Source organism: Pseudomonas sp. TE4620, from assembly GCF_056279045.1.
Window position 1 is genome coordinate 883659 of record NZ_JBWBQO010000001.1, and the last position, 23299, is coordinate 906957.

Below are 23299 nucleotides of genomic sequence, written 5' to 3' on the forward strand. Positions count from 1 at the left end.
CCAGGCAGGCGTTCCTCTTCAGGAGACTCCGATGTCCGCTCCGCAAGCTCCGGTGCAACGCGCCGATTTCGATCAAGTGATGGTCCCCAACTATGCACCGGCGGCTTTCATTCCCGTCCGTGGAGCGGGCTCCCGCGTGTGGGATCAGGCGGGCCGCGAGCTGATCGATTTCGCCGGCGGCATCGCCGTAAACGTGCTTGGCCATGCGCATCCGGCGCTGGTTGGCGCCCTGACCGAGCAGGCCAACAAACTGTGGCACGTGTCCAACGTGTTCACCAACGAGCCGGCCCTGCGCCTGGCGCACAAGCTGGTCGACGCGACCTTTGCCGACCGTGCGTTCTTCTGCAACTCCGGTGCCGAAGCCAACGAGGCCGCATTCAAGCTGGCCCGTCGTGTCGCCCACGACCGTTTCGGCCCTGAGAAGCACGAAATCATCGCCACCGTTAACAGCTTCCACGGTCGTACCCTGTTCACCGTCAGCGTCGGCGGCCAGCCGAAGTACTCCGACGGTTTCGGGCCGAAAATCACCGGCATCAGCCACGTGCCGTACAACGACCTGGAAGCGCTCAAGGCACAGATCTCCGACAAGACCTGTGCTGTGGTCATCGAGCCGATCCAGGGTGAAAGCGGCGTGGTCCCGGCTGACGTTGCCTACCTGCAAGGCGCCCGCGAGCTGTGCGACAAGCACAACGCGCTGCTGATCTTCGACGAAGTGCAGACCGGCGTTGGCCGTACTGGCTCGCTGTTCGCCTACCAGCACTACGGCGTGACCCCGGACATCCTCTCCAGCGCCAAGAGCCTGGGCGGCGGTTTCCCGATCGGCGCCATGCTGACCACCGAAGACCTGGCCAAGCACCTGGCCGTCGGCACCCACGGCACCACCTACGGCGGCAACCCGCTGGCTTGTGCGGTGGCCAACGCCGTGCTGGATGTGGTCAACACCCCTGAAGTGCTGGCCGGCGTCAAGGCCAAGCACCAGAAGTTCAAGGCGCGCCTGGAGCAGATCGGCGAGAAGTACGGCCTGTTCACCCAGGTACGTGGCGTTGGCCTGCTGATCGGTTGCGTGTTGTCTGAAGCCTGGAAGGGCAAGGCCAAGGACGTCTTCAACGCCGCCGAGAAAGAAGGCCTGATGGTCCTGCAAGCCGGCCCGGATGTCGTGCGTTTCGCCCCGAGCCTGGTGGTCGAAGATGCTGACATCGACGAAGGCCTGGATCGTTTCGAGCGTGCCGCGGCAAAACTGACTCAGGCCTGATTCACGCCTGCAGTCCTGTCATCGGCCCTGCGGGGCCGGTGATACCGAATTCCAGAGCAGGTGCCTGCGGGCGCCTGCTGTTTTTATCTGAGCCGGCGGATGTCGGCCTGTATACCCGAAAGGAGTGACACCATGCTGGTGATGCGCCCCGCGCAAATGGCTGATCTGGGCGAAGTGCAGCGTCTTGCCGCAGACAGCCCCATTGGTGTCACGTCCTTGCCGGATGATGCCGGTCGCCTGAGCGACAAGATTGCCGCTTCGGAAACCTCCTTCGCCGCTGAAGTCAGCTTCAACGGTGAAGAGAGCTACTTCTTTGTTCTCGAAGACAGCAGCAGCGGCAAGCTGGTCGGCTGCTCGGCCATCGTTGCCTCGGCCGGCTATTCCGAGCCGTTCTACAGCTTTCGCAACGAGACCTTCGTGCATGCGTCGCGCGAGCTGAAGATCCACAACAAGATCCACGTCCTCTCGCAGTGCCACGACCTGACCGGCAACAGCCTGCTGACCAGCTTCTACGTACTGCCGGAACTGGTCGGCAGCGGCTGGGCCGAGCTCAACTCCCGTGGCCGCCTGCTGTTCATGGCCGCCCACCCGGAGCGCTTTGCCGAATCGGTGGTGACCGAGATTGTCGGCTACAGCGACGAGCATGGTGATTCGCCGTTCTGGGACGCCATCGGGCGCAACTTCTTCGACCTCAACTACGCCGAGGCCGAGCGCCTGTGCGGCCTCAAGAGCCGGACCTTCCTGGCCGAGCTGATGCCTCATTACCCGATCTACGTGCCTCTGCTGCCGGACGCCGCGCAGGAGGCCATGGGCCAGGTGCATCCGCGGGCGCAGATCACCTTCGACATCCTGATGCGCGAAGGCTTCGAGACCGATCACTACATCGACATTTTCGACGGCGGCCCGACCCTGCATGCGCGGGTTTCCGGGATCCGCTCGATTGCCCAGAGCCGGGTGATGCCGGTCAAGCTGGACGACTCTGCCAGCAAGGGCGGGCGCCCGTACCTGGTCAGTAATGGCCAGTTGCAGGACTACCGCGCAGTGCTGCTGGAGCTCGACTGGGCCCCCGGTAAGCCGGTCAGCCTCAGTCTTGAAGCCGCCGAAGCCCTGGGCGTCGGCGAAGGCGCCAGCGTGCGTCTGGTCGCGGTTTGATCCCTGCGGTTCGATAATCGAGCACCCAGGTCGAGTTTTGCGGCAGGCCAAAGGCCGCCGCCCGAGGAGATAGCATGATCGTTCGTCCCGTACGCAGCAGCGATTTACCCGCGCTGATCGAGCTGGCGCGCAGCACCGGCACCGGCCTGACCACCTTGCCGGCCAATGAACAGCGCCTGTCGCACCGGGTCGGCTGGGCCGAGAAAACCTTCCGTGGCGAAGCCGAGCGCGGCGATGCCGACTACCTGTTCGTGCTGGAAAACGACGAAGGCGTGGTGGTGGGTATCTCTGCCATCGCCGGCGCGGTCGGCCTGCGTGAGCCCTGGTACAACTACCGGGTCGGCCTGACCGTCAGCGCTTCCCAGGAGCTGAACATCTACCGGGAAATTCCCACCCTGTTCCTGGCCAACGACCTGACCGGCAACTCCGAACTGTGCTCGCTGTTCCTGCGCGCCGATCACCGCAGTGGCCTCAATGGCCGCCTGCTGGCCAAGGCGCGGTTGCTGTTTATCGCCGAGTTCCCGGAGCTGTTCGGCAACAAGATCATTGCCGAAATGCGCGGTATGTCCGACGAGCAGGGTCGTTCGCCGTTCTGGGAAAGCCTGGGCCGGCACTTCTTCAAGATGGAATTCAGCCAGGCCGACTACCTGACCGGTGTCGGCAACAAGGCCTTCATTGCCGAGCTGATGCCCAAGTTTCCGTTGTACACCTGCTTCCTCTCGGAAGCGGCGCGCAACGTCATTGGCCGGGTGCACACCGACACAGAGCCTGCGCTGGCGATGCTCAAGAGCGAAGGTTTCAGCTACCAGGGCTATGTCGATATCTTTGACGCAGGCCCTGCGGTGGAGTGCGAGACCGCCAAGATTCGTGCGGTGCACGACAGCCAGGCACTGGTGCTGGCTGTTGGCACTCCAGGCGACGATGCCACCCCCTTCATCATCCACAACCGCAAGCGTGAAGACTGCCGCATTACTGCCGCACCGGCGCGCCTTGCTGCCGGCACCCTGGTGGTCGATCCTCAGACCGCCAAACGCCTGCGCCTGAGCGCTGGTGACCAGGTGCGTGCGGTACCACTGTCTGCTGCCCGGGAGGCCAAATAATGACGACTCACTTTATCGCCGGCAGTTGGCAGGCAGGGCAGGGCGAAGCGCTGCAATCACTTAACCCGGTCAGCCAGCAGGTTGTCTGGCAAGGCCAGGGCGCCAACGCCGGGCAGGTCGACAGTGCGGTCAAGGCCGCGCGCCAGGCCTTTGCCGGCTGGGCGCTGCAGTCGCTGGAAGCGCGCATCAGCGTGCTTGAAGCCTTTGCCGCGGCGCTCAAGGCCAATGCCGACGAGCTGGCGCGCTGCATCGGTGAAGAAACCGGCAAGCCGCTGTGGGAAGCCGCCACCGAAGTGACCAGCATGGTCAACAAGGTAGCGATTTCGGTACAGAGCTACCGCGAACGCACCGGTGAAAAGAGCGGCCCGCTGGCCGATGCCACCGCCGTGCTGCGCCATAAGCCTCACGGTGTGGTTGCAGTGTTCGGCCCGTACAACTTCCCCGGCCACCTGCCCAACGGGCATATTGTCCCGGCGCTGCTGGCCGGTAATACCGTGGTGTTCAAGCCCAGCGAGCTGACTCCGAAAGTCGCCGAGCTGACGGTCAAGTGCTGGATCGGCGCCGGCCTGCCGGCAGGCGTGCTCAACCTGGTCCAGGGCGCCCGCGAAACCGGCGTGGCCCTGGCTGCCAACCCGGGCATCGACGGTTTGTTCTTCACCGGCTCCAGCCGCACTGGCAACCTGCTGCACCAGCAGTTCGCCGGGCGCCCGGACAAGATCCTGGCCCTGGAGATGGGCGGCAACAACCCGCTGGTGGTCGACGAGGTCAAGGACCTTGACGCTGCGGTGTACACCATCATCCAGTCGGCGTTCATTTCCGCCGGCCAGCGCTGCACCTGCGCGCGCCGCCTGCTGGTGCCGCAAGGCGCCTGGGGCGATGCGCTGCTCAAACGCCTGGTCGAAGTGAGCAAGAACATTACGGTCGGTGCCTTCGACCAGCAGCCGGCGCCGTTCATGGGCTCGGTGATTTCCCTGGGCGCGGCCAAGGCACTGCTCGATGCTCAGGCGCACCTGCTCGGCAACGGCGGCGTGTCGCTGCTGCCAATGACCCAGCCGCAAGCCACCGCTGCCCTGTTGACCCCGGGCATCATCGATGTCAGCGCAGTCGCCGAGCGCCTGGACGAAGAGTTCTTCGGCCCGCTGCTGCAAGTGATTCGCTACAGTGATTTCGATGCGGCCATCGCCGAGGCCAACAACACCCAGTACGGCCTGGCCGCCGGCCTGTTGTCCGATTCCCACGCGCGCTACCAGTACTTCTGGCTGCAAAGCCGCGCCGGCATCGTCAACTGGAACAAGCAACTGACCGGCGCCGCCAGCAGCGCGCCATTCGGTGGCGTGGGCGCCAGCGGCAACCACCGCGCCAGTGCCTATTACGCGGCTGATTATTGCGCTTACCCGGTAGCCTCGCTGGAGACCGCCAGCCTGACCCTGCCTGCGACACTGACGCCCGGCGTCTCCCTATAACAAAAGGTCCACGGAGCCTTGCCGATGAAATCGTTTGAAGTGAATTTTGATGGTCTGGTCGGACCGACGCACAACTACGGCGGGCTGTCGTACGGTAACGTTGCTTCGCAAAGCAACAGCCAGCAGGCATCCAACCCGCGTGAAGCGGCGCGTCAGGGCCTGGCGAAGATGAAGGCGTTGATGGAGATGGGCTTCCAGCAGGGCGTGCTGGCCCCGCAGGAGCGCCCGGACGTGGCAGCACTACGCCGCCTGGGTTTCACTGGAACCGACGCACAAGTGATCGAGCGTGCCGCCAAAGAGGCCATGCCGTTGCTGGTCGCCAGCTGCTCGGCCTCGAGCATGTGGGTGGCCAACGCCGCCACCGTCAGCCCCAGTGCCGACACTGCGGACGGCCGCGTGCACTTCACCGCCGCCAACCTCAACTGCAAGTACCACCGCAGCATCGAGCACCCGACCACCAGCCGCGTGCTCGGCGCCATGTTTGCTGATAGCAAGCACTTTGCCCACCACGCCGCTTTGCCGGCGGTAGCGCAGTTCGGTGACGAAGGCGCGGCCAACCACACACGTTTCTGCCGCAGCTACGGCGAGGCCGGTGTCGAGTTCTTCGTCTATGGCCGCAGCGCCTTCGACACCCGCTACCCGGCGCCACAGAAGTACCCGGCACGCCAGACGCTTGAGGCGTCGCAAGCCGTCGCACGCCTGCACGGCCTGAGCGAGGAGGGCGTGGTGTTCGCCCAGCAGAACCCGGCGGTGATCGACCAGGGCGTGTTCCACAACGACGTGATCGCGGTCGGTAACGGCGAAGTGCTGTTCTACCACGAGGACGCCTTCCTCGAGACCGAGGCGATGCTTGGCCAACTGCAGGCTAAACTGGCTAAACGAGGCGGCAACTTCAAGGCAATCTGCGTACCGCGCTCGGCTGTAACGGTAGAGGACGCGGTGCGTTCGTACCTGTTCAACAGCCAGTTGCTGTCGCGCGCCGATGGTTCGATGCTGCTGATCGTGCCGGAAGAGTGTCGCAACAACGAGCGGGTCTGGGCCTATCTGTCGTCCTTGACCCGCTCGGGCGGGCCGGTCGGCGAGGTCAAGGTCTTCGACCTCAAGCAAAGCATGCAGAACGGTGGCGGGCCGGCGTGCCTGCGCTTGCGTGTGGCATTGAATGAAACGGAACTGGCGGCGGTCAATCCAGGCGTTATCATGACCGCACCGCTGTACGACACCTTGACCCAATGGGTCGACAAGCACTACCGCGATCGCCTGAGCGAAACCGACCTGGCCGATCCGCAGCTGTTGCTGGAATGTCGTACGGCACTGGATGAACTGACCCAGATCCTCAAACTGGGTTCGGTCTATCCGTTCCAACTCCAACCTTGAGAGAGAATTCGACTATGTCCGACGCCCTGCAGCTGATCCTTGAAGATGAAGATGGTACCCAGCTGGAAACTTCCTGCACCCGCTTTGCGGTGGTCTGGCAAGGCAAGGAGGTATGGATTCAGCAGGATGGCCGTGGTCAGCTGCTGATCGGCGTCGACGTTGAAGAAGACGACACCGAGTACGCCAACCTGCTGCTGCGCCCGCTGGCCACCAACCTGGTGAGCCTGCAGCTGGAAATGGAACCGGCTGATGCCGGCGACGACGATGATCACGTCCATGGTCCCGATTGCGGCCACCATCACTAAGGAATAGCCCATGCTCGCCCTCGGCAAACTGCTTGAACTGACCCTGGCCGGTCGTGAACCGGCAGAGAAGACCCAGCTGACTGTCGAAGGCGTACGCATGCGCTGGCTCGGCGAGGGCGCCCTCGAAGTGCGCCCACCCGATGCCCTTGACAATGGCCTGGACCTGCTGCTTTCGGCGGGTATCCATGGCAACGAAACCGCACCGATCGAGCTGCTTGACCGGTTGCTGCACGACATTGCCCGCGGCGATCTCAAGCCGCGCGCGCGTATTCTGTTCCTGTTCGGTAACCCTGACGCGATCCGCCGCGGCGAGCGTTATATCGAGCAAGACGTCAACCGCCTGTTCAATGGTCGCCACGATCAGACCAGCGGCCCCGAGGCCCTGCGCGCCTGCGAGCTGGAGCGCCTGGCGGCGACTTTCTTCAGTGTGCCTGATCGCACCCGTCTGCATTACGACCTGCACACCGCCATTCGCGGTTCGAAGATCGAGCAGTTCGCGCTCTATCCGTACAAGGAAGGCCGCCAGCATTCGCGCCGCGAACTGGCGCGCCTGAGCGCGGCCGGCATGGAGGCGGTGCTGCTGCAGAGCAAGGTGTCGATCACCTTCACTGCCTATACCTATGAGCAACTGGGGGCCGAAGCCTTTACCCTGGAACTGGGCAAGGCGCGGCCGTTCGGAGAGAACGGCGCGGTCAACGTCGATCGCCTGGAAACCCGCCTCAAACAGATTATCGATGGCACCGAACCCGAGCAGCCTGAGGCCCTGGATGGATTGAAACTGTTCAGCGTGGCGCGCGAGATCATCAAGCACAGCGAGCATTTTCGCCTGAACCTGCCGGCCGATGTCGAGAACTTTTCGGAGCTCGAACCCGGCTATCTGCTGGCCGAGGATATCGCCGATACCCGCTGGATTGTCGAAGAGCAGGGCGCGCGCATCATCTTCCCCAACCCGAAAGTCAAGAACGGCCTTCGGGCGGGGATTTTGATCGTGCCCGCGTCAGATCAGGGCCTTGCCTGAGTTGGGCACGTTTTAACTTAAAAGTGAATTCGCGGAGCCAGGCCCAGCTCCAGGCGCAAGGCATTTTCCGTAAAGGGCGCTGGGTTGGTACGCAGGGCAGGGGTATCGGCGGACAAGCCGAAATCAAAAGGCCTATGGCTGGTGATAATGCCGATGGCCTGCAGTTGCGAATTAGCTACCTCCTGTTGCTTGCCGGCTCGTGTGGTGATCATTGAGGTGCCTGGGAAAACCGAGCCGGTGAGGGAGTTCCAGGCATTGCACAGGCAACGATAGAAATCCAGCAGGGGCAGGTCGTCGGAAGCTGGCCCTGCAGGGTTGAAGTGCAGTTTTCCGCCAGCGTCGCCAATGCCCGGATCGCCGTTAGGTGCAACGAAATGATCACCGAAACTGTCATCGAAATCCATGTCGGGCTCATAGCCCGAGGGTAAATGGTTCAGGATTTCGTCCACCGTGATCGAGGGTCTGTTGTCCAGTGCCGACAGCAGCTGTCTTCCCGTGCTGGTCTTGCGCAGCAGGTCAAGGTGGTCGGCGACCAGGCGTTGAAAGCGTGAGTCCCCTTGTGGGCGGATACTGTTATTGCCCAGGGCCGCATGTTCAGGGCTTACCGGTTGGCTGAAGCGGCTGTCGCCGGGCAGGTTGCGGGCGTAGAAGATCTCACTGCCTGCGCTGCCCAGCAGGATGTTGCCGTCGATACGGTTTTCTCCTGAGCCCGTTTCGATGTAGGTAAGCCCTGTGCCGAGGACAATACGATTGTTGCCGGCCCCGACGTAGATTTTGCTGTCGCCGCTGCCCGTTTCGATATGGTTGTTGCCATTACCCGCATTGATAATGACTTGGTGATGCACGTCTTCAGTGATCCAGATCCTGCTGCCAGCGTTTTGAGTGCGCAGGACCAGTATTTGATCGTCGTTCATCGCCAGGACAAATCTGGTCGTGCCGATGACAGCTTGCAGGTTGCAGTCCAGGGTTGAAATTTCAATATTTTCAGCAGGTGACCGGACCTGTATATCCACCTGGCTTGTGTGAGGGGCGCTGGTTTTCGAGTGCTTGAAGTGTTCCGAGGTGACGGTGACATTGCTGTCCTCATGCAGCAGGATCACTTGACGGACCGCGCCAGGATCCGGGTCATCGTCATACTGGAAGTGGGCATAGCCCGAGCCGCGCCCGGTGAGGTAGTAAGTCGGATTGGGGTTGGTTAAGTTGTACATGTCCACTCCATTGGGCGTTGGGAAAACGTCAGGCTATGGAGGTTTGAACATGTCCGGGCACTACATATTTATGCATCTGTGCGCAAGGCGGGGAGGCTGCCAGGCCCATCGCTGAGCGGTGCCACGGGCCCAAGAACCGGCCGCAGCGGTGCGGCCGGCGCTGGTGATGCAGGACTAGATTGCGCGTTTTTGCGCTACTTCGTTACGGCGTAACGCACGCAACTTCTGCAAGGTATCGGCGCAAGTTTTCGCCGCTTCCACGCCCTTGACCAGGAAGTGTTCGAAGTAGAAGTTCTGGTGCTCGTCGCCGGCATGGAAGTGGTGCGGGGTCAGCACTACCGAGAACACCGGCACTTCGGTTTCCAGTTGCACCTGCATCAGGCCGCTGATCACCGACTGGGCGACGAACTCGTGGCGGTACAGGCCGCCATCGACCACCAGCCCGGCAGCAACGATGCCAGCGTAGCGGCCGCCACGGGCCAGCAGCTTGGCGTGCAGGGGGATCTCGAAAGCGCCGCCGACTTCGAAGAAGTCGATGTCGCTGGGCTGATAGCCTTGTTTACCCATTTCCTCGACGAATGCCTTGCGCGCCTGGTCGACAATGTCTTTGTGCCAGCAAGCCTGGATGAAGGCGATGCGCTCGTGGGAAGGGTTCTTGCTATCGATTGCGGTAGGTTGCATTGAAACGGACTCCTGTTTGTATGAGAAACAGGGCGCTGGATCGAAGGGGATTTCGCCGTGCAGGTGCAAAGCGACAGGCGCGGCTGCGCCTATCCCGTTCTCTCTTTATCCGGACTATGACCGTCGGCCCCGGAATCACACCGGGTCTGCTGACCTTACAGGCTGGCCTGCAAGCGCTCGCGGGCTATGCGCATTGCGCGCAATTACCGCCGGTGGGGAATTGCACCCCGCCCTGAGAACGTTGCCACCGGTATCGGCGGCGGGGAATTATTAGCACAGATGTCAGGTAAACGTATAGGCTGCTAACGGTTTTTTCCGGATGAACGACATTTAATCAGGGAAACCTTGCCAATTGTTTTATACGGCCCCAGTAATACCGTGTCACCAGATCACAACAGGCCCTGAGAGGCCGGGCAGGGTGCCAGCGAGCGGTTTTTCGCTGACGTTGTCGTTGCAGGCCGTCCAATTGACGGTTTCTATAGCATAAACACACTGCACCCGAGCCTAAGGCCCGATATAATGCGGCCCTTTGCCGTCGTTTCGTCAATTTGACGCAAGCATTTGCCTTAAGGCCGCCGTTTCCGTGGAAGAACCTATGAAAAGCGCAGAAATCCGTGAAGCCTTCCTTCGCTTCTTCGAAGAGCAGGGACACACCCGAGTTGCCTCCAGCTCCTTGATTCCGGGCAACGACCCGACCCTGCTGTTCACCAACGCGGGGATGAACCAGTTCAAGGACTGCTTCCTTGGCCAGGAAAAGCGCGCCTACACCCGCGCGACCAGCAGCCAGAAATGCGTGCGCGCCGGTGGCAAGAACAGCGACCTGGAAAACGTCGGCTACACCGCCCGTCACCACACCTTCTTCGAAATGCTGGGCAACTTCAGCTTCGGTGATTACTTCAAGAAGGACGCGATCACCTACGCCTGGACCTTCCTGACCAAGGTGCTGAGCCTGCCGGAAGAGAAACTCTGGGTCACCGTCTATGCCAGCGACGACGAGGCATACGACATCTGGACCAAAGAGATCGGCGTACCGGCCGAGCGCATGGTGCGCATTGGCGACAACAAGGGCGCGCCCTACGCCTCCGACAACTTCTGGACCATGGGCGATACCGGCCCGTGCGGCCCTTGCACCGAGATCTTCTATGATCACGGCGCCGACATCTGGGGCGGCCCGCCCGGCTCGCCGGAAGAAGATGGCGACCGTTACATCGAGATCTGGAACAACGTTTTCATGCAGTTCAACCGCACTGCCGATGGCGTGCTGCACCCGCTGCCTGCACCGTCGGTGGATACCGGCATGGGCCTGGAGCGCATCAGTGCGGTCATGCAGCATGTGCACTCGAACTACGAGATCGACCTGTTCCGCAACCTGCTCAGCGCTTCGGCCGCCGCCATCGGCTGCGCCAATGCCGAGCAGTCGTCGCTCAAGGTGGTCTCCGACCACATCCGTTCCTGCAGCTTCCTGATTGCCGACGGCGTACTGCCGTCCAACGAAGGCCGCGGCTACGTCCTGCGCCGCATCATCCGTCGCGCCTGCCGCCACGGTAACAAGCTGGGCGCCACCGGCAGCTTCTTCTACAAGATCGTCGCCGCCCTGGTCGCCGAGATGGGCGAAGCCTTCCCCGAGCTCAAGCAGCAGCAGGCCAACATCGAGCGCGTGCTCAAGGCTGAAGAAGAGCAGTTCGCCAAGACCCTGGAGCAGGGCCTGAAGATCCTCGAGCAGGACCTGGCCGAGCTCAAGGGCACCGTGGTGCCGGGTGACGTGGTGTTCAAACTGTACGACACCTATGGCTTCCCGATGGACCTGACCGCCGACATCGCCCGTGAACGTGAGCTGACCATCGACGAAGCAGGCTTCGAGCGCGAGATGGAAGCCCAGCGTGAGCGTGCCCGCTCCGCCAGCGCCTTCGGCCTGGACTACAACACCCTGGTCAAGGTCGACGTGGCCACCGAGTTCACCGGCTACAACGCCACCGAAGGCAGCGCCAGCATCGTTGCTCTTTATAAGGACGGCAAGGTTGTCGAGCAGCTGGGCGAAGGCGAGGAGGGCGTGGTCATCCTCGACCGCACGCCGTTCTACGCCGAGTCCGGTGGCCAGGTGGGCGACACCGGCTACCTGCAGGCCGACAACGTGCGCTTTGACGTGCGCGACACCACCAAGACCGGCGGCGCCTTCCTGCACCACGGTGTGGTGGCCAGCGGCACCCTGACTGTCGGCACCCAGGTGCAGACCCGGGTCGATGCCGACGTCCAGCACGCCACCTCGCTGAACCACTCCGCCACCCACCTGCTGCACGCTGCGCTGCGCCAGGTGCTGGGCGATCACGTGCAACAGAAGGGCTCGCTGGTCGATAGCCAGCGCCTGCGCTTCGACTTCAGTCACTTCGAGGCGGTCAAGCCAGAGCAGCTCAAGGCCCTGGAAGACATCGTCAACCGCGAAGTGCGCAAGAACTCCGAGGTGAAAACCGAAGAGACCGATATCGAAACCGCCAAGCAGAAGGGCGCCATGGCGCTGTTCGGCGAGAAGTACGGCGACAGCGTGCGGGTGCTGAGCATGGGCGGCGATTTCTCCGTCGAGCTGTGCGGCGGTATCCACGCCAAGCGTACCGGTGATATCGGCCTGCTCAAGATCATCAGCGAAGGTGGCGTGGCCTCCGGCGTACGCCGGATCGAAGCGGTCACCGGCGCTGCCGCACTGGCTTACCTGAACGCTGCCGAAGAGCAGCTCAAGGAAGCCGCGCAACTGGTCAAGGGTAGCCGCGAAAACCTGATCGACAAGCTCTCGGCAGTGCTGGAGCGCAACCGCCAGCTGGAAAAACAGCTGGAGCAACTGCAGGCCAAGGCTGCCAGCGCTGCTGGCGACGACCTGTCCAGTGCAGCCGTCGAGGTCAAGGGCGTGAAAGTCCTGGCCGCGCGTCTGGATGGCCAGGATGGCAAGGCGCTGCTGGCGCTGGTCGATCAACTGAAGAACAAACTCGGCCGCGCAGTGATCCTGCTCGGCAGTGTCCATGAGGAAAAGGTCGTACTGGTTGCCGGTGTGACCAAAGACCTGACTGGCCAACTCAAAGCCGGTGATTTGATGAAGCAAGCCGCTGCCGCGGTGGGTGGCAAGGGCGGTGGTCGTCCGGACATGGCGCAAGGTGGTGGCGTAGACACCGCCGCGCTGGACAGCGCGCTGGCCCTGACCGTGCCATTCGTGGAGCAGGGTGTTTAAGGCGTACATCGGCCCGCCGTCCAGTGGCGGGCCATGGCGTCGTTTGAATGTTTATTGGGTGCCCTTCATGGGCTGAGGCGGCTTTGAAATGGCGTTGATCGTACAGAAATTTGGCGGTACCTCGGTCGGCACAGTCGAGCGAATCGAGCAGGTTGCCGACAAGGTCAAGAAGTTCCGCGAAGCCGGCGATGACCTGGTGGTAGTACTGTCGGCGATGAGCGGCGAAACCAATCGCCTGATCGACCTGGCCAAGAAGATCAGCGATCAGCCGGTTCCGCGTGAACTGGATGTGATCGTCTCCACTGGCGAGCAGGTGACTATCGCCTTGCTGGCCATGGCCCTGATCAAACGTGGTATTCCGGCGGTGTCCTACACCGGTAACCAGGTGCGGATCCTCACCGACAGCGCGCACAACAAGGCGCGCATCCTGCAGATTGACGACCAGAAGATTCGTGGCGACCTCAAGGCCGGCCGCGTGGTGGTGGTTGCAGGTTTCCAGGGGGTCGACGAGCACGGCAACATCACCACCCTCGGTCGCGGTGGCTCCGACACCACCGGCGTGGCCCTGGCGGCAGCGCTCAAGGCGGACGAGTGCCAGATCTACACCGATGTCGATGGTGTCTACACCACCGACCCGCGCGTGGTGGCCCAGGCCCAGCGCCTGGACAAGATCACCTTCGAAGAGATGCTGGAAATGGCCAGCCTCGGTTCCAAGGTGCTGCAGATCCGCGCCGTCGAGTTCGCCGGCAAGTACAACGTCCCGCTGCGCGTGCTGCACAGCTTCCAGGAGGGTCCGGGTACCCTCATTACCATTGATGAAGAGGAATCCATGGAACAGCCGATCATTTCCGGCATCGCCTTCAATCGCGATGAAGCCAAGCTGACCATCCGTGGCGTACCGGATACCCCGGGCGTTGCTTTCAAGATCCTCGGCCCTATCAGTGCCGCGAACATCGAAGTCGACATGATCGTGCAGAACGTTTCGCACGATAACACCACCGACTTCACCTTCACCGTGCATCGCAACGACTACGACAAGGCCCACAAGGTCCTGGACAAGACCGCCGCCGAGCTCAACGCTCGCGAAGTGGTAGGTGACACCAACATCGCCAAGGTCTCGATCGTCGGCGTCGGCATGCGTTCCCACGCCGGTGTTGCCAGCCGCATGTTCGAAGCGCTGGCCAAGGAGAGCATCAACATCCAGATGATCTCCACCTCCGAGATCAAGGTCTCGGTGGTAATAGAAGAGAAGTACCTGGAGCTGGCAGTGCGCGCCCTGCACACCGCCTTCGAGCTGGACGCCCCTGCCCGACAGGGCGAGTAAGGCGGCTGCCTCTGGGGGCGCGGCCATGCCGCGCCCTTCGTGTTTCTGGCTGGCGTGAGAAATCTGTGCTTTTGCTCGCGCTAGTCAATACTTAGGCGTAGGTCAGCAGCCGTCACGGGTTGTAGGCTAAAGCCCTTTTTTTTGCAGACTGTTATCCCTGAACTGAATTGCGTGAGGAGAAAGCTATGTTGATTCTGACTCGTCGGTGCGCCGAGAGCCTGATCATTGGCGACGGCGAAATCACCGTGACCGTGCTCGGCGTCAAAGGAAACCAAGTGCGGATAGGGGTCAACGCCCCTAAAGAAGTGGCCGTCCACCGTGAGGAAATCTACCTGCGGATCAAGAAAGAGAAGGACGAAGAACCAACCCATTAATTTTTATCGAGTTTTTTTCAAAAAAGAGTTTGCAAACGGGGAAGGGTCTGGTTATTATACGCCCCGTGTTGCGGAGAGGTGGCCGAGTGGCCGAAGGCGCTCCCCTGCTAAGGGAGTATACCTCACAAGGGTATCGGGGGTTCGAATCCCCCCTTCTCCGCCATTATTCATGTAGGACGCTGTAATCTGCCTGGATCGCCTAAGTCGTTGAAATTAAACGAAAAAGTGGTTGGCAAAATGATTTAGCGGCCTATAATGCGCGGTAACAAATGCACTCATAGCTCAGCTGGATAGAGTACTCGGCTACGAACCGAGCGGTCGGAGGTTCGAATCCTCCTGAGTGCACCATACGACGAAGCGGTTTTCAACTTGAATGCTGCTTCAGCTGCAACCAGAGGTGATCTGGTCCATCAAGCGCCAACCCTGCACTCATAGCTCAGCTGGATAGAGTACTCGGCTACGAACCGAGCGGTCGGAGGTTCGAATCCTCCTGAGTGCACCATACACCGAAGCAGTTTTCAGTTTGAAAGTTGCTTTAGCTGTAACCAGAGGTGATCTGGTCCATCAAGCGCCAATCTGCACTCATAGCTCAGCTGGATAGAGTACTCGGCTACGAACCGAGCGGTCGGAGGTTCGAATCCTCCTGAGTGCACCATACAACAGAAAGCCCGCCTATCAAGGCGGGCTTTTTGCTTTCCGGCATTCATCTTCCGGTAAGGCGTGATGAATAGACTGTCATCGTTGCCGTGCCAGCCCCGCGCTATTTTATGCCGATCCCGATGTGTTTTTTTTCGCGCTACCGCCGTCGCACTGTTGCCTGCATACGTTGTCACAAGTATGTCTCGCAAACGATTGTTCTAGCCGCGATTTTTTCAGCACCCTGACAGCTCAAGCGGTGTATGATTGCGCCCGTCAGCCCCGCCGGGGCTTGTGGAATACCACCATGGACTTACCCAGTAGTTACTCAATAGCAAGTTTTGCCAATCAAGAATTGACTGATTGATCTCCCGGCGTGCTCCGCTGCTGGGAGTGGAGTTCGCCTATGACTGAAGTAGAAGTAAAAAAGACGCAAGAAAGCCTGCAGGATCGCCTGGCCCAGGTGGTCGAACTGCTGCAGCGTCAACGCGTGGTCGAAGACCTGACCCACCGTCAGGAAGGTCATCACCATGACCTGGTAGAAAACCTCGTTCACCGCCAGAACCTGGTCGAGCTGCAACGCAAGCTCGACGACCTGCACTCCGCCGACGTTGCCTACATTCTCGAAGCCTTGCCGCTGGACGATCGTCTGACCGTCTGGCAACTGGTCAAGGCCGAGCGCGACGGTGACATCCTCCTCGAAGTGTCCGACTCGGTCCGCGAGACCCTGATCGCCGACATGGACGATCACGAGCTGCTCGCCGCTGCCAAGGAAATGGACGCCGACGAACTGGCTGACCTGGCGCCCGAGCTGCCCCGTGACGTTGTCCACGAGCTGATGGAAAGCCTCGATGCCCAGCAGCGCGAACGCGTGCGTTCGGCCCTGAGCTACGACGAGGACCAGGTCGGTGCATTGATGGACTTCGAGATGGTCACCATCCGCGAAGACGTCAGCCTCGAAGTGGTATTGCGCTACCTGCGCCGGCTCAAGGAGCTGCCAGGCCACACCGACAAACTGTTCGTGGTCGATTACGACGGCATCCTCAAGGGCGTGCTGCCGATCAAGCGCTTGCTGGTCAACGACCCGGAGAAGAAAGTCGCCGAGGTCATGGCCAGCGATCCGGTGAGCTTCCACCCGGATGAAGACGCCTACGATGCCGCTCAGGCGTTCGAGCGTTACGACTTGATTTCCGCGCCGGTGGTGGACAAGAGCGATCGCCTGATCGGCCGTCTGACCATCGATGAAATGGTCGACCTGATTCGTGAAGAAAGCGAAAGCGAAGTGCTGAGCATGGCCGGTCTGCGCGAAGAAGAAGACATCTTCGCCTCGGTCTGGCGCTCGCTGCGCAACCGCTGGGCGTGGCTGGCAATCAATCTGATCACTGCCTTCGTCGCCTCGCGGGTGATCGGCCTGTTCGAAGGCTCGATCGAAAAACTGGTGGCACTGGCGGCGCTGATGCCGATCGTTGCCGGTATCGGCGGCAACTCCGGCAACCAGACCATCACCATGATCGTGCGCGCCATGGCCCTCGACCAGGTCAGCCCCGGCAACACCTCGCGGTTGATGCGCAAGGAGCTAGCGGTGTCGCTGATCAACGGCCTGATCTGGGGCGGAGTGATTGGTGTGGTTGCCTACTTGCTGTATGACAGCTGGTCGCTCGGCGTGGTCATGACCGGCGCCATGACCCTCAACTTGTTGCTGGCGGCGCTGATGGGGGTGTTGATCCCGATGACCCTGGTGCGCCTGGGCCGCGATCCGGCGATGGGCTCCAGCGTGATGATCACGGCGGTGACCGACAGTGGTGGCTTCTTCATCTTCCTGGGCCTTGCCACCATCTTCCTGCTCTGATTGAGCATCCGACAAAAAACACCCCTCGCGAGGGGTGTTTTTTTGCCTGGCGTTTATTGCTCGGTGAGGTGCTCGATAAAGGTCGAGCCGCTGTAGCACTCGCGGAACAACCCGGCCTGCACCAGGCGTGGCATCACCTGTTCAAGGAACAGGTGCACCGATTCCAGCGAGCCACCGGGCGCCGCGATGAAGCCATCGATGGCACCGGATGCAGCCCATTCGACAATACTCTCGACGGCATCGTCCACCGTACCGATCACCTGCCAGTGTGCAGCCGAGATCACCTCTGGGCGAAACAGTAACTCACTGACCCGCAGCGATTCACGTTCGATCAGGCGTCGCAGCAGGTTGGTGTGGGTACGGCTGCCAGGATTGCTCACGGGCGCAGGCAGGTCAGCGGCGGTGATCGGGCGGTCTTCTGGCCATTGGTTGAGGTCGAGCCCGGTCATCTCCTTGATCGAGGCAAACTTGCGCGGCTTGTCGATGCGCGCGTGGGTGCACATGAACAGCTCGCGGGCCTGTTCGCGGGTCTCGGCCAGGTACAGGCTCAGGCCGGGCAGCAGGCGAATGTCGGCCGGATCGCGGCCGTGTTTTTCAGCGCGGCGGGACAGGTCGTGACGCAGCTCGAGCGCAGCGTCGATATCCGGCGTGGGGGCGAATACCAGGTCGGCCACCGACGCGGCAAAGTCACGGCCCGAATCGGATGCGCCGGCTTGCACCAGCGGGATTCGGGTGTTGGCGTACACCGGCAGGTTGAGTGGGCCCTTGACCTTCAGGTGAGCGCCGTCGTGGTCGATCGGGCGAACCTGTGAGGCGTCGGCGTAACGGCCCGTGCTGCGATCCAGTTTCAGGGCGTCGCTGGGGAAGCTGTCCCACAGCTGATGAACCACCCGGGTGAACTCCGCAGCCCGCTGGTAACGCTCATCGGCACTGGGCATTGCCGTCAGGCCGAAATTCTCGTGGCCTTGCAGCGCGGTGACGATGTTCCAGCCGACCCGGCCCTTGCTGATCCAGTTCAAAGACTGCAACTGGCGGGCGACTACATAGGGCGGCAGGAAGGTGGTCGATACGGTCGAAACCAGGCCGATCTTCGAGGTGTGCTGGGCAACTGCGGCGAGCAGGATGCTCGGGTCGAGGCTGGCGAAGCCCGAGCCGCTTTCGAGCATCTCCGGCACCAAAGCATGAACATCGGGGCGAAAGACAAAGTCCAGGTGCGCAGCTTCTGCGCGCTTGGCCAGATCAATCGCAAACTCGGCGGTGAAAATACCTTCTATGTTGCTGTTCTCGCGCCGCCAGCCATCGCCGCTCAACCAGGTCGGTGCCAGTGACAGGCCAATGTGCAGGCGCTTGGGGGTACTCATCCTTGCAATTCTCCTTGTGGTCTTTTGATGGGCTCAGAACGCGCCCTTGACGCCGACGCCGACCATGCGCGGCAGGGTCATGCTCGCCTCGGTGCCGCCGATGCCGCGGTTCTGCTGCATATAGGTGGGCGAGCGGTCGTCGAACACGTTCTTCACGTAGCCGTACAGCTGCACCTGCTTGTTGAACTGGTAACTCATCCGCGCATCGGTGAGGGTGTAGGGCTTCACCGAGTAGGACGAGGTGTTGGCGGTGTCGGAGTAATAGCCATCCAGGTGACGGACCTGGACGTTGAGGTTGAGTTTGTCGGTGATGTCCCAGCTCGGGCCAACGCTCAGGGTGTAACCGGGGGAGCGGGCAAACTCGTTGGCCTGGTAGTCGGCGTTGCTGGAGATCTTGTCGATGCGTGTACGCAAGGCGCCGGCACTGGCCTTGAGGGTCAGGTTGTCGAGCACACGGTAGTCGGCGCTCAGCTCCAGGCCATAGGCGTGGGCCTTTTCGGCGTTGATGGTGTAGGACTGGGCGACACCCGGGGAAATCACCACTGGGATGTTGTACTGAGCGTCCTTGAAGTCCATATAGAACAGGTTGCTGCTGAGGATCAGGCGGTCGTCGAGCAGGTTGGCGCGGCTGAACAGCTCATAGTTCCAGATCGACTCTTCCTTGAAGTACGCCCATTGCCGGGTGGTCAGATTGAGCGACACGCCACCGGGATTGTAACCGCGGCTGACCAGGGCGCCGACGGTCCAGTCCGGCGTCGCTGCGTAAGCCAGCGAGACCTTGGGCAGCAGGGCGGAGAAGGTTTTCTCGTAGTCCAGTGCCGTCGGTGCCAGCACCGAATTGCCCTGGCGCTCGATGTGATCCTGCTGAAAGCGCAGGCCGGTGCTCAGGGTCCAGCGCTCACTCAGGCGGTAGCTGAGTTCGCCGAAGATGCCGAGGTTCTCCTTGGTGTCATCGAAGGCCGAGAGCCCGCGCAGGTTCAGGGTTTCGTCGGTCTTGGTGTGGGCGTAGTAGATGCCACCCATGCCGCTTAGGGTATCCAGGGCGTCGCCGAAGGTGATGCGCGATTCGTTGGAGGCGTTTTTCTGCTTGATATCGGCGTCGCCTTCGCCGGCGATGCCGGTGAACCGCTGCACGTTGGACAGCGAGTATTGCGCCTGGTTGAACAGTTTGATGCCGTTGTCGAAGTCGTAGCTGACATCCACCACGCTGGTGTTGGTGTCCTGCTCCCAGCTGGGCATGGTGGTGGTGTCGTGGTCGAGCTTGTGCAAGGGCGCCGAGGCGGCCTCCTGGCTCGGACGGTTGCTGTCGTTGTGCGCGAAGGTGTACTTGGCCTCAAGGCCCGGCAGCGACTCGGGCACCCACAGCAGCTTGGCCCGGGCGGTGACGGCGCGGAAGTTCTGGTCGGCCTTGCCGCGCTGGAACTTCGGGTTGTCGTAATCGATGAAAGTGTCGCGAGCCGAGTAGTCCACCGCCAGGCGGCCGGCCAGTTCGTTGCCCATCAACGGGCCGGAAACAGCCACCGAGCTGCGCTTGGCGTCATAACTGCCGACCTCGGTCTGGTAGGCAGATTCGGGAGTGAAGGTCGGATCCTTGGTGTTGACGATGATCGCACCGGCAATCGCGTTGGCCCCTTGCGAGGTGGTCTGCGGGCCGCGGAACACTTCGATGCTGTCGATATCCCAGACCGAGGTGGCGCCGAAGAACATCTCGTTGTAATTCAGGTAATGGCCGTCAAGGTTGATTGTCGCCCGTGGCACGGTGCCGCCCCAGAACACGTTCTGGCCGTTGTTCGGGCCCTGGGTGTCCTGGCCGCGGATGATCGGCGCGCCGACCGAGTCGGTGTAGATCACGTTGGGCACATCATTGAGTACTTCGGCCACCGAGGCGCTGCCGGTCTTTTCCTTGTCGATCTCCTTGGCGGTCTTGATCGACACGGAGGAGGCGGTGTCCTTGAGTTCGCGTTCGAGCTTTTCACCGGTGACGATGATCGGCTCGAAAACAATGCCTGGCTTGCCGCCATTAACCTCGGGTTGCCCGAATGCGTAGGGCGAAGCCAGCAATGTCGAGAGTGTGAACACACTAAAGCCTTGGCGCAGTGTGCGATGTGGATGTGCCTTCAAGATGCCCCCAAATGAGAATGATCCTCTTTCCCGTTCGAGGGTAGCACGGTGCTATTGCGTTCCTCAATAAAGAATTCATTCCACAAAATGGCAATAGGTGCGGGTTCAGGGAATCGGTATCATGGCCGCCAACAAGCGCGACCGTGCGCGCCGGCGAGGAGAGCGAAGAATTGAGCAACGAGATGACCGCCCTGGACGAAGAGGCGCAAGCAGCCCCGGAAAAGCGCTCCGGCACTATTCAGTCGGTGTCGATTGCGGTGCGTTTTCTCCAGGTACTGGCCAATGCCGAGAGTGAGTTGGCGCTGGGGGAGGTTGCCAGGCGCACCGCGACCGGTGGCTCGACCGCCCATCGATACCTGCAGAGCCTGGTCAAGGAAGGCCTGGCCAAGCAGGACCCGGCCAGCGGCCTCTACGACCTGGGGCCGGCAGCGCTGAACATCGGCATCAGCGCCTTGAAGCGCGTCGATGCGGTGGATATTGCCGCCCAGCACATGAAGACCCTGGCCCAACAGCATGCCGCCAGCGGCGGGGTGGCGATCTGGACCGACCGCGGCCCGACCCTGGTGCGCTGGTACCGCAGCGCCTACTTCTCGATCAACCCGCTGGCCCTGGGCGACATCCTGCCGATCGACAACACCGCGTGCGGCCTGGTGTTCCAGGCCTTCCTGCCCAAAGCTGTGATCGATGCCGCGCGCAAGCAGCAGCCCGCGCATTTTCGTGGCACGCCGCCTAACAAGGCGCTGCTCGATCAGGTGCGTAATGGCCGTTGGGCCGAGCTGACCAGCCATCTGCTCTCGAACGTCACCGGCCAGGCGGCGCCGGTGTTCGATGCGCAGCAGGAAATCGCCTGCGTAATGACCACGGTCACTGACCTTGGCCAGCTCAAGTCAGCAGAGGATCGCGACGCCCTGCACCGCGAAGCCGGCCTGGTCAACCAGGCCACCGGCGGGCGGATTTTCGATCAGCGCGGTTGAGCCTGGCGACCCTTGGGCACCACCAGCGGCGTGCCGCTGACGGGGTCAGCAATGATCACCGCCGGCAGGCCGAATACCTCTTGCACCAGCGCCTCGGTGAAAATCGCCCCGGGCGCGCCCTCGGCCAGCACCGCGCCATCGCGCATGGCGATCAGGTGCGTGGCATAGCGGCAGGCCTGGTTAAGATCGTGCAGCACCGCCACGATGGTTCGGCCCTGGCGATTGAGATCGCTGAGCAGTTCGAGCAATTCGATCTGGTGGGCGATGTCGAGAAAGGTGGTCGGTTCATCGAGCAGCAGGATCGGTGTTTCCTGCGCCAGCACCATGGCAATCCAGACCCGCTGGCGCTGGCCACCGGACAGCTCGTCCAGCGCCCGCTCGGCCAGCGCGCTGACCTGGGTGGCGGCCATGGCGGCGTTGACCGCCTGCTCATCGGCTGGCGACCATTGGCGCAAGAACGACTGATGGGGGAAGCGCCCGCGAGCCACCAGGTCGGCGACCGTGATGCCTTCCGGGGCCGTGGCGCTTTGCGGCAGCAGGCCGAGGCGCCGGGCAACCTCTTTGGCCGCAAGCGCGGTGATGCTTTTGCCGTCGAGCACCACACGACCATGGGCTGGGGCCAGCAGCCGCGACAAGGCTCGAAGCAGAGTGGATTTTCCGCAGGCATTGGGCCCGACGATCACCGTGAAAGAGCCGTCGGGAATGGCGATGGAGAGGTCGCTGGAGATGGTGCGCTGATCGTAACGCAGCGTCACGGCGTCAGCATGCAGGCGATGCGTCATGGGTAGCCTTTCCTTGCTGGCAGCTCGGCGGCGAGTATTGCATGTGCAGAATTAATTCTGCAATATGGAATGCGATTGCATCGCATCCACGTTTAGACGAGCCTGTGCCCGTTCTCGAACCCTTCCTGCCGCCCTTGTAGCAAAAGACCGATTGCCGATGAAAAAGCTCACCTTCGCGCCAATGCTTGCTGTTGCGGCGCTGATCCTGCTTGCCTGCAGCGCCGTTGGGCCGAGCCCGGCAAGCGCCGCCAGCGAGCCCGCCAAACCGCTGCGCATTGCTTCGACTTCGCCGAGTGTCACCGGCATCTTGCTGGCCATGGAGGCGCCACTGGTTGCCAGCGCGGCCACCACGCCGAGCCGGATGACCGACAGCAAGGGCTTTTTCAGCCAGTGGGCGGCGGTTGCGGATCAGCGCAAAGTCGAGGTGCTGTACCCCAACCTGGTGTTCGATATCGAGTCGGTGATCGGCGTCAATCCCGACCTGCTGGTACTGGTTGCCACTGGCGCCGATAGCGTCGTCCAGCACCAGGCCGAGCTTGAGGCCCAGGGCATCGCCACCGTCGTGGTCAATTATTCGAACCAGAGCTGGCAACAGATCGCTACCCGCCTTGGTCAGGCGGCGGGGCTGCAGGCGCAGGCAGCGGCGGCGATCAAGGATTTTGACGACTACACCGCACGCGCCGCTGCCACGATCAAAGCGCCCGTGGGCGGGGTGAGTATCGTCGGCTACAACATTGGTGGCAGTTATTCTGTTGGCCGTGCTTCCAGCCCGCAGGCCCGCTTGTTCACCGCGCTGGGGATCAAGGTCGCGAGCCTGCCGCCGGCCATGAGCGGTGAGGTCACTCGCGCCGTCGACTTCGAGTTCATTTCCCGCGAAAACCTTTCGGCTGCGATCACCGGTGAAAGCGTGTTCCTGCTGGGTGGCACCGATGCCGATGTACAGGCGTTTGTTGCCGACCCGCTGCTGGCCAACCTGCCGGCGGTGGTGCAGAAAAAGGTCTACGCGCTGGGCCCGACTTCGTTTCGTATCGACTACTACTCTGGCCGGCAGATGATCGATACCGTCGCCCGGCACCTGCGCTGAGTCATGGCGACTGCCGTGTTGCCCGCC

The 23299-nt window shown here is 61.9% G+C and carries 18 protein-coding genes, 4 tRNA genes and 1 riboswitch; of the genes, 17 read left to right on the forward strand and 5 right to left on the reverse strand.

The annotated features are described in order from the left end of the window. Positions 1–31: 31 nt before the first annotated feature. The 7 genes from ACZ9A3_RS04225 (at position 32) to astE (ending at position 7664) form a co-directional block, all read left to right on the forward strand. The gene (locus ACZ9A3_RS04225) at positions 32–1252 is read left to right on the forward strand and encodes an aspartate aminotransferase family protein (protein ID WP_045200160.1); all 1221 of its coding nucleotides are present in this window, start codon (positions 32–34) and stop codon (positions 1250–1252) included. Between the two features lie 132 nt (positions 1253–1384). After that, positions 1385–2404 carry an arginine/ornithine succinyltransferase subunit alpha gene (aruF, locus tag ACZ9A3_RS04230; RefSeq protein ID WP_045200162.1) on the forward strand — a complete coding sequence of 340 codons (1020 nt, stop codon included), beginning with the start codon at positions 1385–1387 and terminating at the stop codon, positions 2402–2404. A gap of 74 nt (positions 2405–2478) precedes the next feature. Beyond that, the gene (gene astA / locus ACZ9A3_RS04235; RefSeq protein ID WP_093385737.1) at positions 2479–3504 is read left to right on the forward strand and encodes an arginine N-succinyltransferase; all 1026 of its coding nucleotides are present in this window, start codon (positions 2479–2481) and stop codon (positions 3502–3504) included. Beyond that, the gene (astD, locus tag ACZ9A3_RS04240; protein ID WP_476253315.1) at positions 3501–4967 is read left to right on the forward strand and encodes a succinylglutamate-semialdehyde dehydrogenase; all 1467 of its coding nucleotides are present in this window, start codon (positions 3501–3503) and stop codon (positions 4965–4967) included. The genes astA and astD overlap by 4 nt, the downstream gene beginning before the upstream one ends. A gap of 24 nt (positions 4968–4991) precedes the next feature. Beyond that, positions 4992–6341 carry an N-succinylarginine dihydrolase gene (gene astB / locus ACZ9A3_RS04245; RefSeq protein WP_476252173.1) on the forward strand — a complete coding sequence of 450 codons (1350 nt, stop codon included), beginning with the start codon at positions 4992–4994 and terminating at the stop codon, positions 6339–6341. A 14-nt stretch (positions 6342–6355) separates the two neighbouring features. Beyond that, the gene (locus ACZ9A3_RS04250) at positions 6356–6646 is read left to right on the forward strand and encodes a topoisomerase II (RefSeq protein WP_045200170.1); all 291 of its coding nucleotides are present in this window, start codon (positions 6356–6358) and stop codon (positions 6644–6646) included. 10 nt (positions 6647–6656) lie between these two features. Continuing rightward, entirely contained in the window at positions 6657–7664 is a 1008-nt protein-coding gene (astE, locus tag ACZ9A3_RS04255) for a succinylglutamate desuccinylase (RefSeq protein WP_476252174.1), read from the forward strand. Positions 7665–7681: 17 nt separating this feature from the next. On the opposite strand, the gene ACZ9A3_RS04260 is transcribed toward astE, so the two are convergent. Together ACZ9A3_RS04260 and ACZ9A3_RS04265 are read right to left on the reverse strand one after the other, a co-directional pair. After that, positions 7682–8872: a M91 family zinc metallopeptidase gene (locus ACZ9A3_RS04260; protein ID WP_093385723.1), complete on the reverse strand. Its 1191-nt coding sequence runs from the start codon at positions 8870–8872 to the stop codon at positions 7682–7684. A 174-nt stretch (positions 8873–9046) separates the two neighbouring features. Beyond that, positions 9047–9553 (reverse strand): 6,7-dimethyl-8-ribityllumazine synthase, encoded by a 507-nt coding sequence (locus tag ACZ9A3_RS04265; protein WP_045200175.1) that lies wholly within the window; start codon positions 9551–9553, stop codon positions 9047–9049. Positions 9554–9645: 92 nt separating this feature from the next. Beyond that, positions 9646–9797, reverse strand: a riboswitch (FMN riboswitch). A 351-nt stretch (positions 9798–10148) separates the two neighbouring features. Between ACZ9A3_RS04265 and alaS the strand changes: the two genes are divergently transcribed. From alaS to mgtE, 8 genes are all read left to right on the forward strand, one after another. Beyond that, positions 10149–12767, forward strand: a complete 2619-nt coding sequence (alaS, locus tag ACZ9A3_RS04270; protein ID WP_476252175.1) for an alanine--tRNA ligase — start codon at positions 10149–10151, stop codon at positions 12765–12767. Between the two features lie 88 nt (positions 12768–12855). Further along, positions 12856–14091 carry an aspartate kinase gene (locus tag ACZ9A3_RS04275; protein WP_010226665.1) on the forward strand — a complete coding sequence of 412 codons (1236 nt, stop codon included), beginning with the start codon at positions 12856–12858 and terminating at the stop codon, positions 14089–14091. Positions 14092–14276: 185 nt separating this feature from the next. Next, positions 14277–14465, forward strand: coding sequence for a carbon storage regulator CsrA (csrA, locus tag ACZ9A3_RS04280; RefSeq protein ID WP_010226667.1), 189 nt, complete (start codon positions 14277–14279; stop codon positions 14463–14465). 72 nt (positions 14466–14537) lie between these two features. Next, positions 14538–14628 (forward strand) — tRNA-Ser (locus ACZ9A3_RS04285). Between the two features lie 108 nt (positions 14629–14736). Further along, a tRNA-Arg gene (locus ACZ9A3_RS04290) sits at positions 14737–14813 on the forward strand. A 77-nt stretch (positions 14814–14890) separates the two neighbouring features. Further along, positions 14891–14967 (forward strand) — tRNA-Arg (locus tag ACZ9A3_RS04295). 76 nt (positions 14968–15043) lie between these two features. After that, positions 15044–15120, forward strand: a tRNA-Arg gene (locus ACZ9A3_RS04300). Positions 15121–15507: 387 nt separating this feature from the next. After that, positions 15508–16950, forward strand: coding sequence for a magnesium transporter (gene mgtE / locus ACZ9A3_RS04305; RefSeq protein ID WP_045200179.1), 1443 nt, complete (start codon positions 15508–15510; stop codon positions 16948–16950). A 53-nt stretch (positions 16951–17003) separates the two neighbouring features. Here the strand turns inward: mgtE and ACZ9A3_RS04310 are convergent, their stop codons facing one another. After that, the gene (locus ACZ9A3_RS04310; protein ID WP_476252176.1) at positions 17004–18311 is read right to left on the reverse strand and encodes an NtaA/DmoA family FMN-dependent monooxygenase; all 1308 of its coding nucleotides are present in this window, start codon (positions 18309–18311) and stop codon (positions 17004–17006) included. A gap of 33 nt (positions 18312–18344) precedes the next feature. After that, positions 18345–20432, reverse strand: coding sequence for a TonB-dependent receptor (locus ACZ9A3_RS04315; RefSeq protein ID WP_476252177.1), 2088 nt, complete (start codon positions 20430–20432; stop codon positions 18345–18347). A gap of 182 nt (positions 20433–20614) precedes the next feature. Between ACZ9A3_RS04315 and ACZ9A3_RS04320 the strand changes: the two genes are divergently transcribed. Next, positions 20615–21406 (forward strand): IclR family transcriptional regulator, encoded by a 792-nt coding sequence (locus tag ACZ9A3_RS04320; protein WP_093387648.1) that lies wholly within the window; start codon positions 20615–20617, stop codon positions 21404–21406. Here ACZ9A3_RS04320 and ACZ9A3_RS04325 read toward each other — a convergent pair. Beyond that, positions 21394–22188 carry an ABC transporter ATP-binding protein gene (locus tag ACZ9A3_RS04325; protein WP_045200183.1) on the reverse strand — a complete coding sequence of 265 codons (795 nt, stop codon included), beginning with the start codon at positions 22186–22188 and terminating at the stop codon, positions 21394–21396. The two genes, ACZ9A3_RS04320 and ACZ9A3_RS04325, sit on opposite strands and share 13 nt — an antisense overlap. Before the next feature lie 157 nt (positions 22189–22345). Between ACZ9A3_RS04325 and fepB the strand changes: the two genes are divergently transcribed. Then, positions 22346–23272: a Fe2+-enterobactin ABC transporter substrate-binding protein gene (fepB, locus tag ACZ9A3_RS04330; protein WP_045200185.1), complete on the forward strand. Its 927-nt coding sequence runs from the start codon at positions 22346–22348 to the stop codon at positions 23270–23272. Positions 23273–23299 lie beyond the last annotated feature (27 nt).

Coding starts and splice junctions, on each gene's coding strand:
- ACZ9A3_RS04225 (WP_045200160.1), top strand. CDS start 32: ATGTCCGCTCCGCAAGCTCCGGTGCAACGCGCCGATTTCGATCAAGTG.
- aruF (WP_045200162.1), top strand. CDS start 1,385: ATGCTGGTGATGCGCCCCGCGCAAATGGCTGATCTGGGCGAAGTGCAG.
- astA (WP_093385737.1), top strand. CDS start 2,479: ATGATCGTTCGTCCCGTACGCAGCAGCGATTTACCCGCGCTGATCGAG.
- astB (WP_476252173.1), top strand. CDS start 4,992: ATGAAATCGTTTGAAGTGAATTTTGATGGTCTGGTCGGACCGACGCAC.
- ACZ9A3_RS04250 (WP_045200170.1), top strand. CDS start 6,356: ATGTCCGACGCCCTGCAGCTGATCCTTGAAGATGAAGATGGTACCCAG.
- astE (WP_476252174.1), top strand. CDS start 6,657: ATGCTCGCCCTCGGCAAACTGCTTGAACTGACCCTGGCCGGTCGTGAA.
- ACZ9A3_RS04260 (WP_093385723.1), bottom strand. CDS start 8,872: ATGTACAACTTAACCAACCCCAATCCGACTTACTACCTCACCGGGCGC.
- ACZ9A3_RS04265 (WP_045200175.1), bottom strand. CDS start 9,553: ATGCAACCTACCGCAATCGATAGCAAGAACCCTTCCCACGAGCGCATC.
- alaS (WP_476252175.1), top strand. CDS start 10,149: ATGAAAAGCGCAGAAATCCGTGAAGCCTTCCTTCGCTTCTTCGAAGAG.
- ACZ9A3_RS04275 (WP_010226665.1), top strand. CDS start 12,856: ATGGCGTTGATCGTACAGAAATTTGGCGGTACCTCGGTCGGCACAGTC.
- csrA (WP_010226667.1), top strand. CDS start 14,277: ATGTTGATTCTGACTCGTCGGTGCGCCGAGAGCCTGATCATTGGCGAC.
- mgtE (WP_045200179.1), top strand. CDS start 15,508: ATGACTGAAGTAGAAGTAAAAAAGACGCAAGAAAGCCTGCAGGATCGC.
- ACZ9A3_RS04310 (WP_476252176.1), bottom strand. CDS start 18,311: ATGAGTACCCCCAAGCGCCTGCACATTGGCCTGTCACTGGCACCGACC.
- ACZ9A3_RS04320 (WP_093387648.1), top strand. CDS start 20,615: ATGACCGCCCTGGACGAAGAGGCGCAAGCAGCCCCGGAAAAGCGCTCC.
- ACZ9A3_RS04325 (WP_045200183.1), bottom strand. CDS start 22,188: ATGACGCATCGCCTGCATGCTGACGCCGTGACGCTGCGTTACGATCAG.
- fepB (WP_045200185.1), top strand. CDS start 22,346: ATGAAAAAGCTCACCTTCGCGCCAATGCTTGCTGTTGCGGCGCTGATC.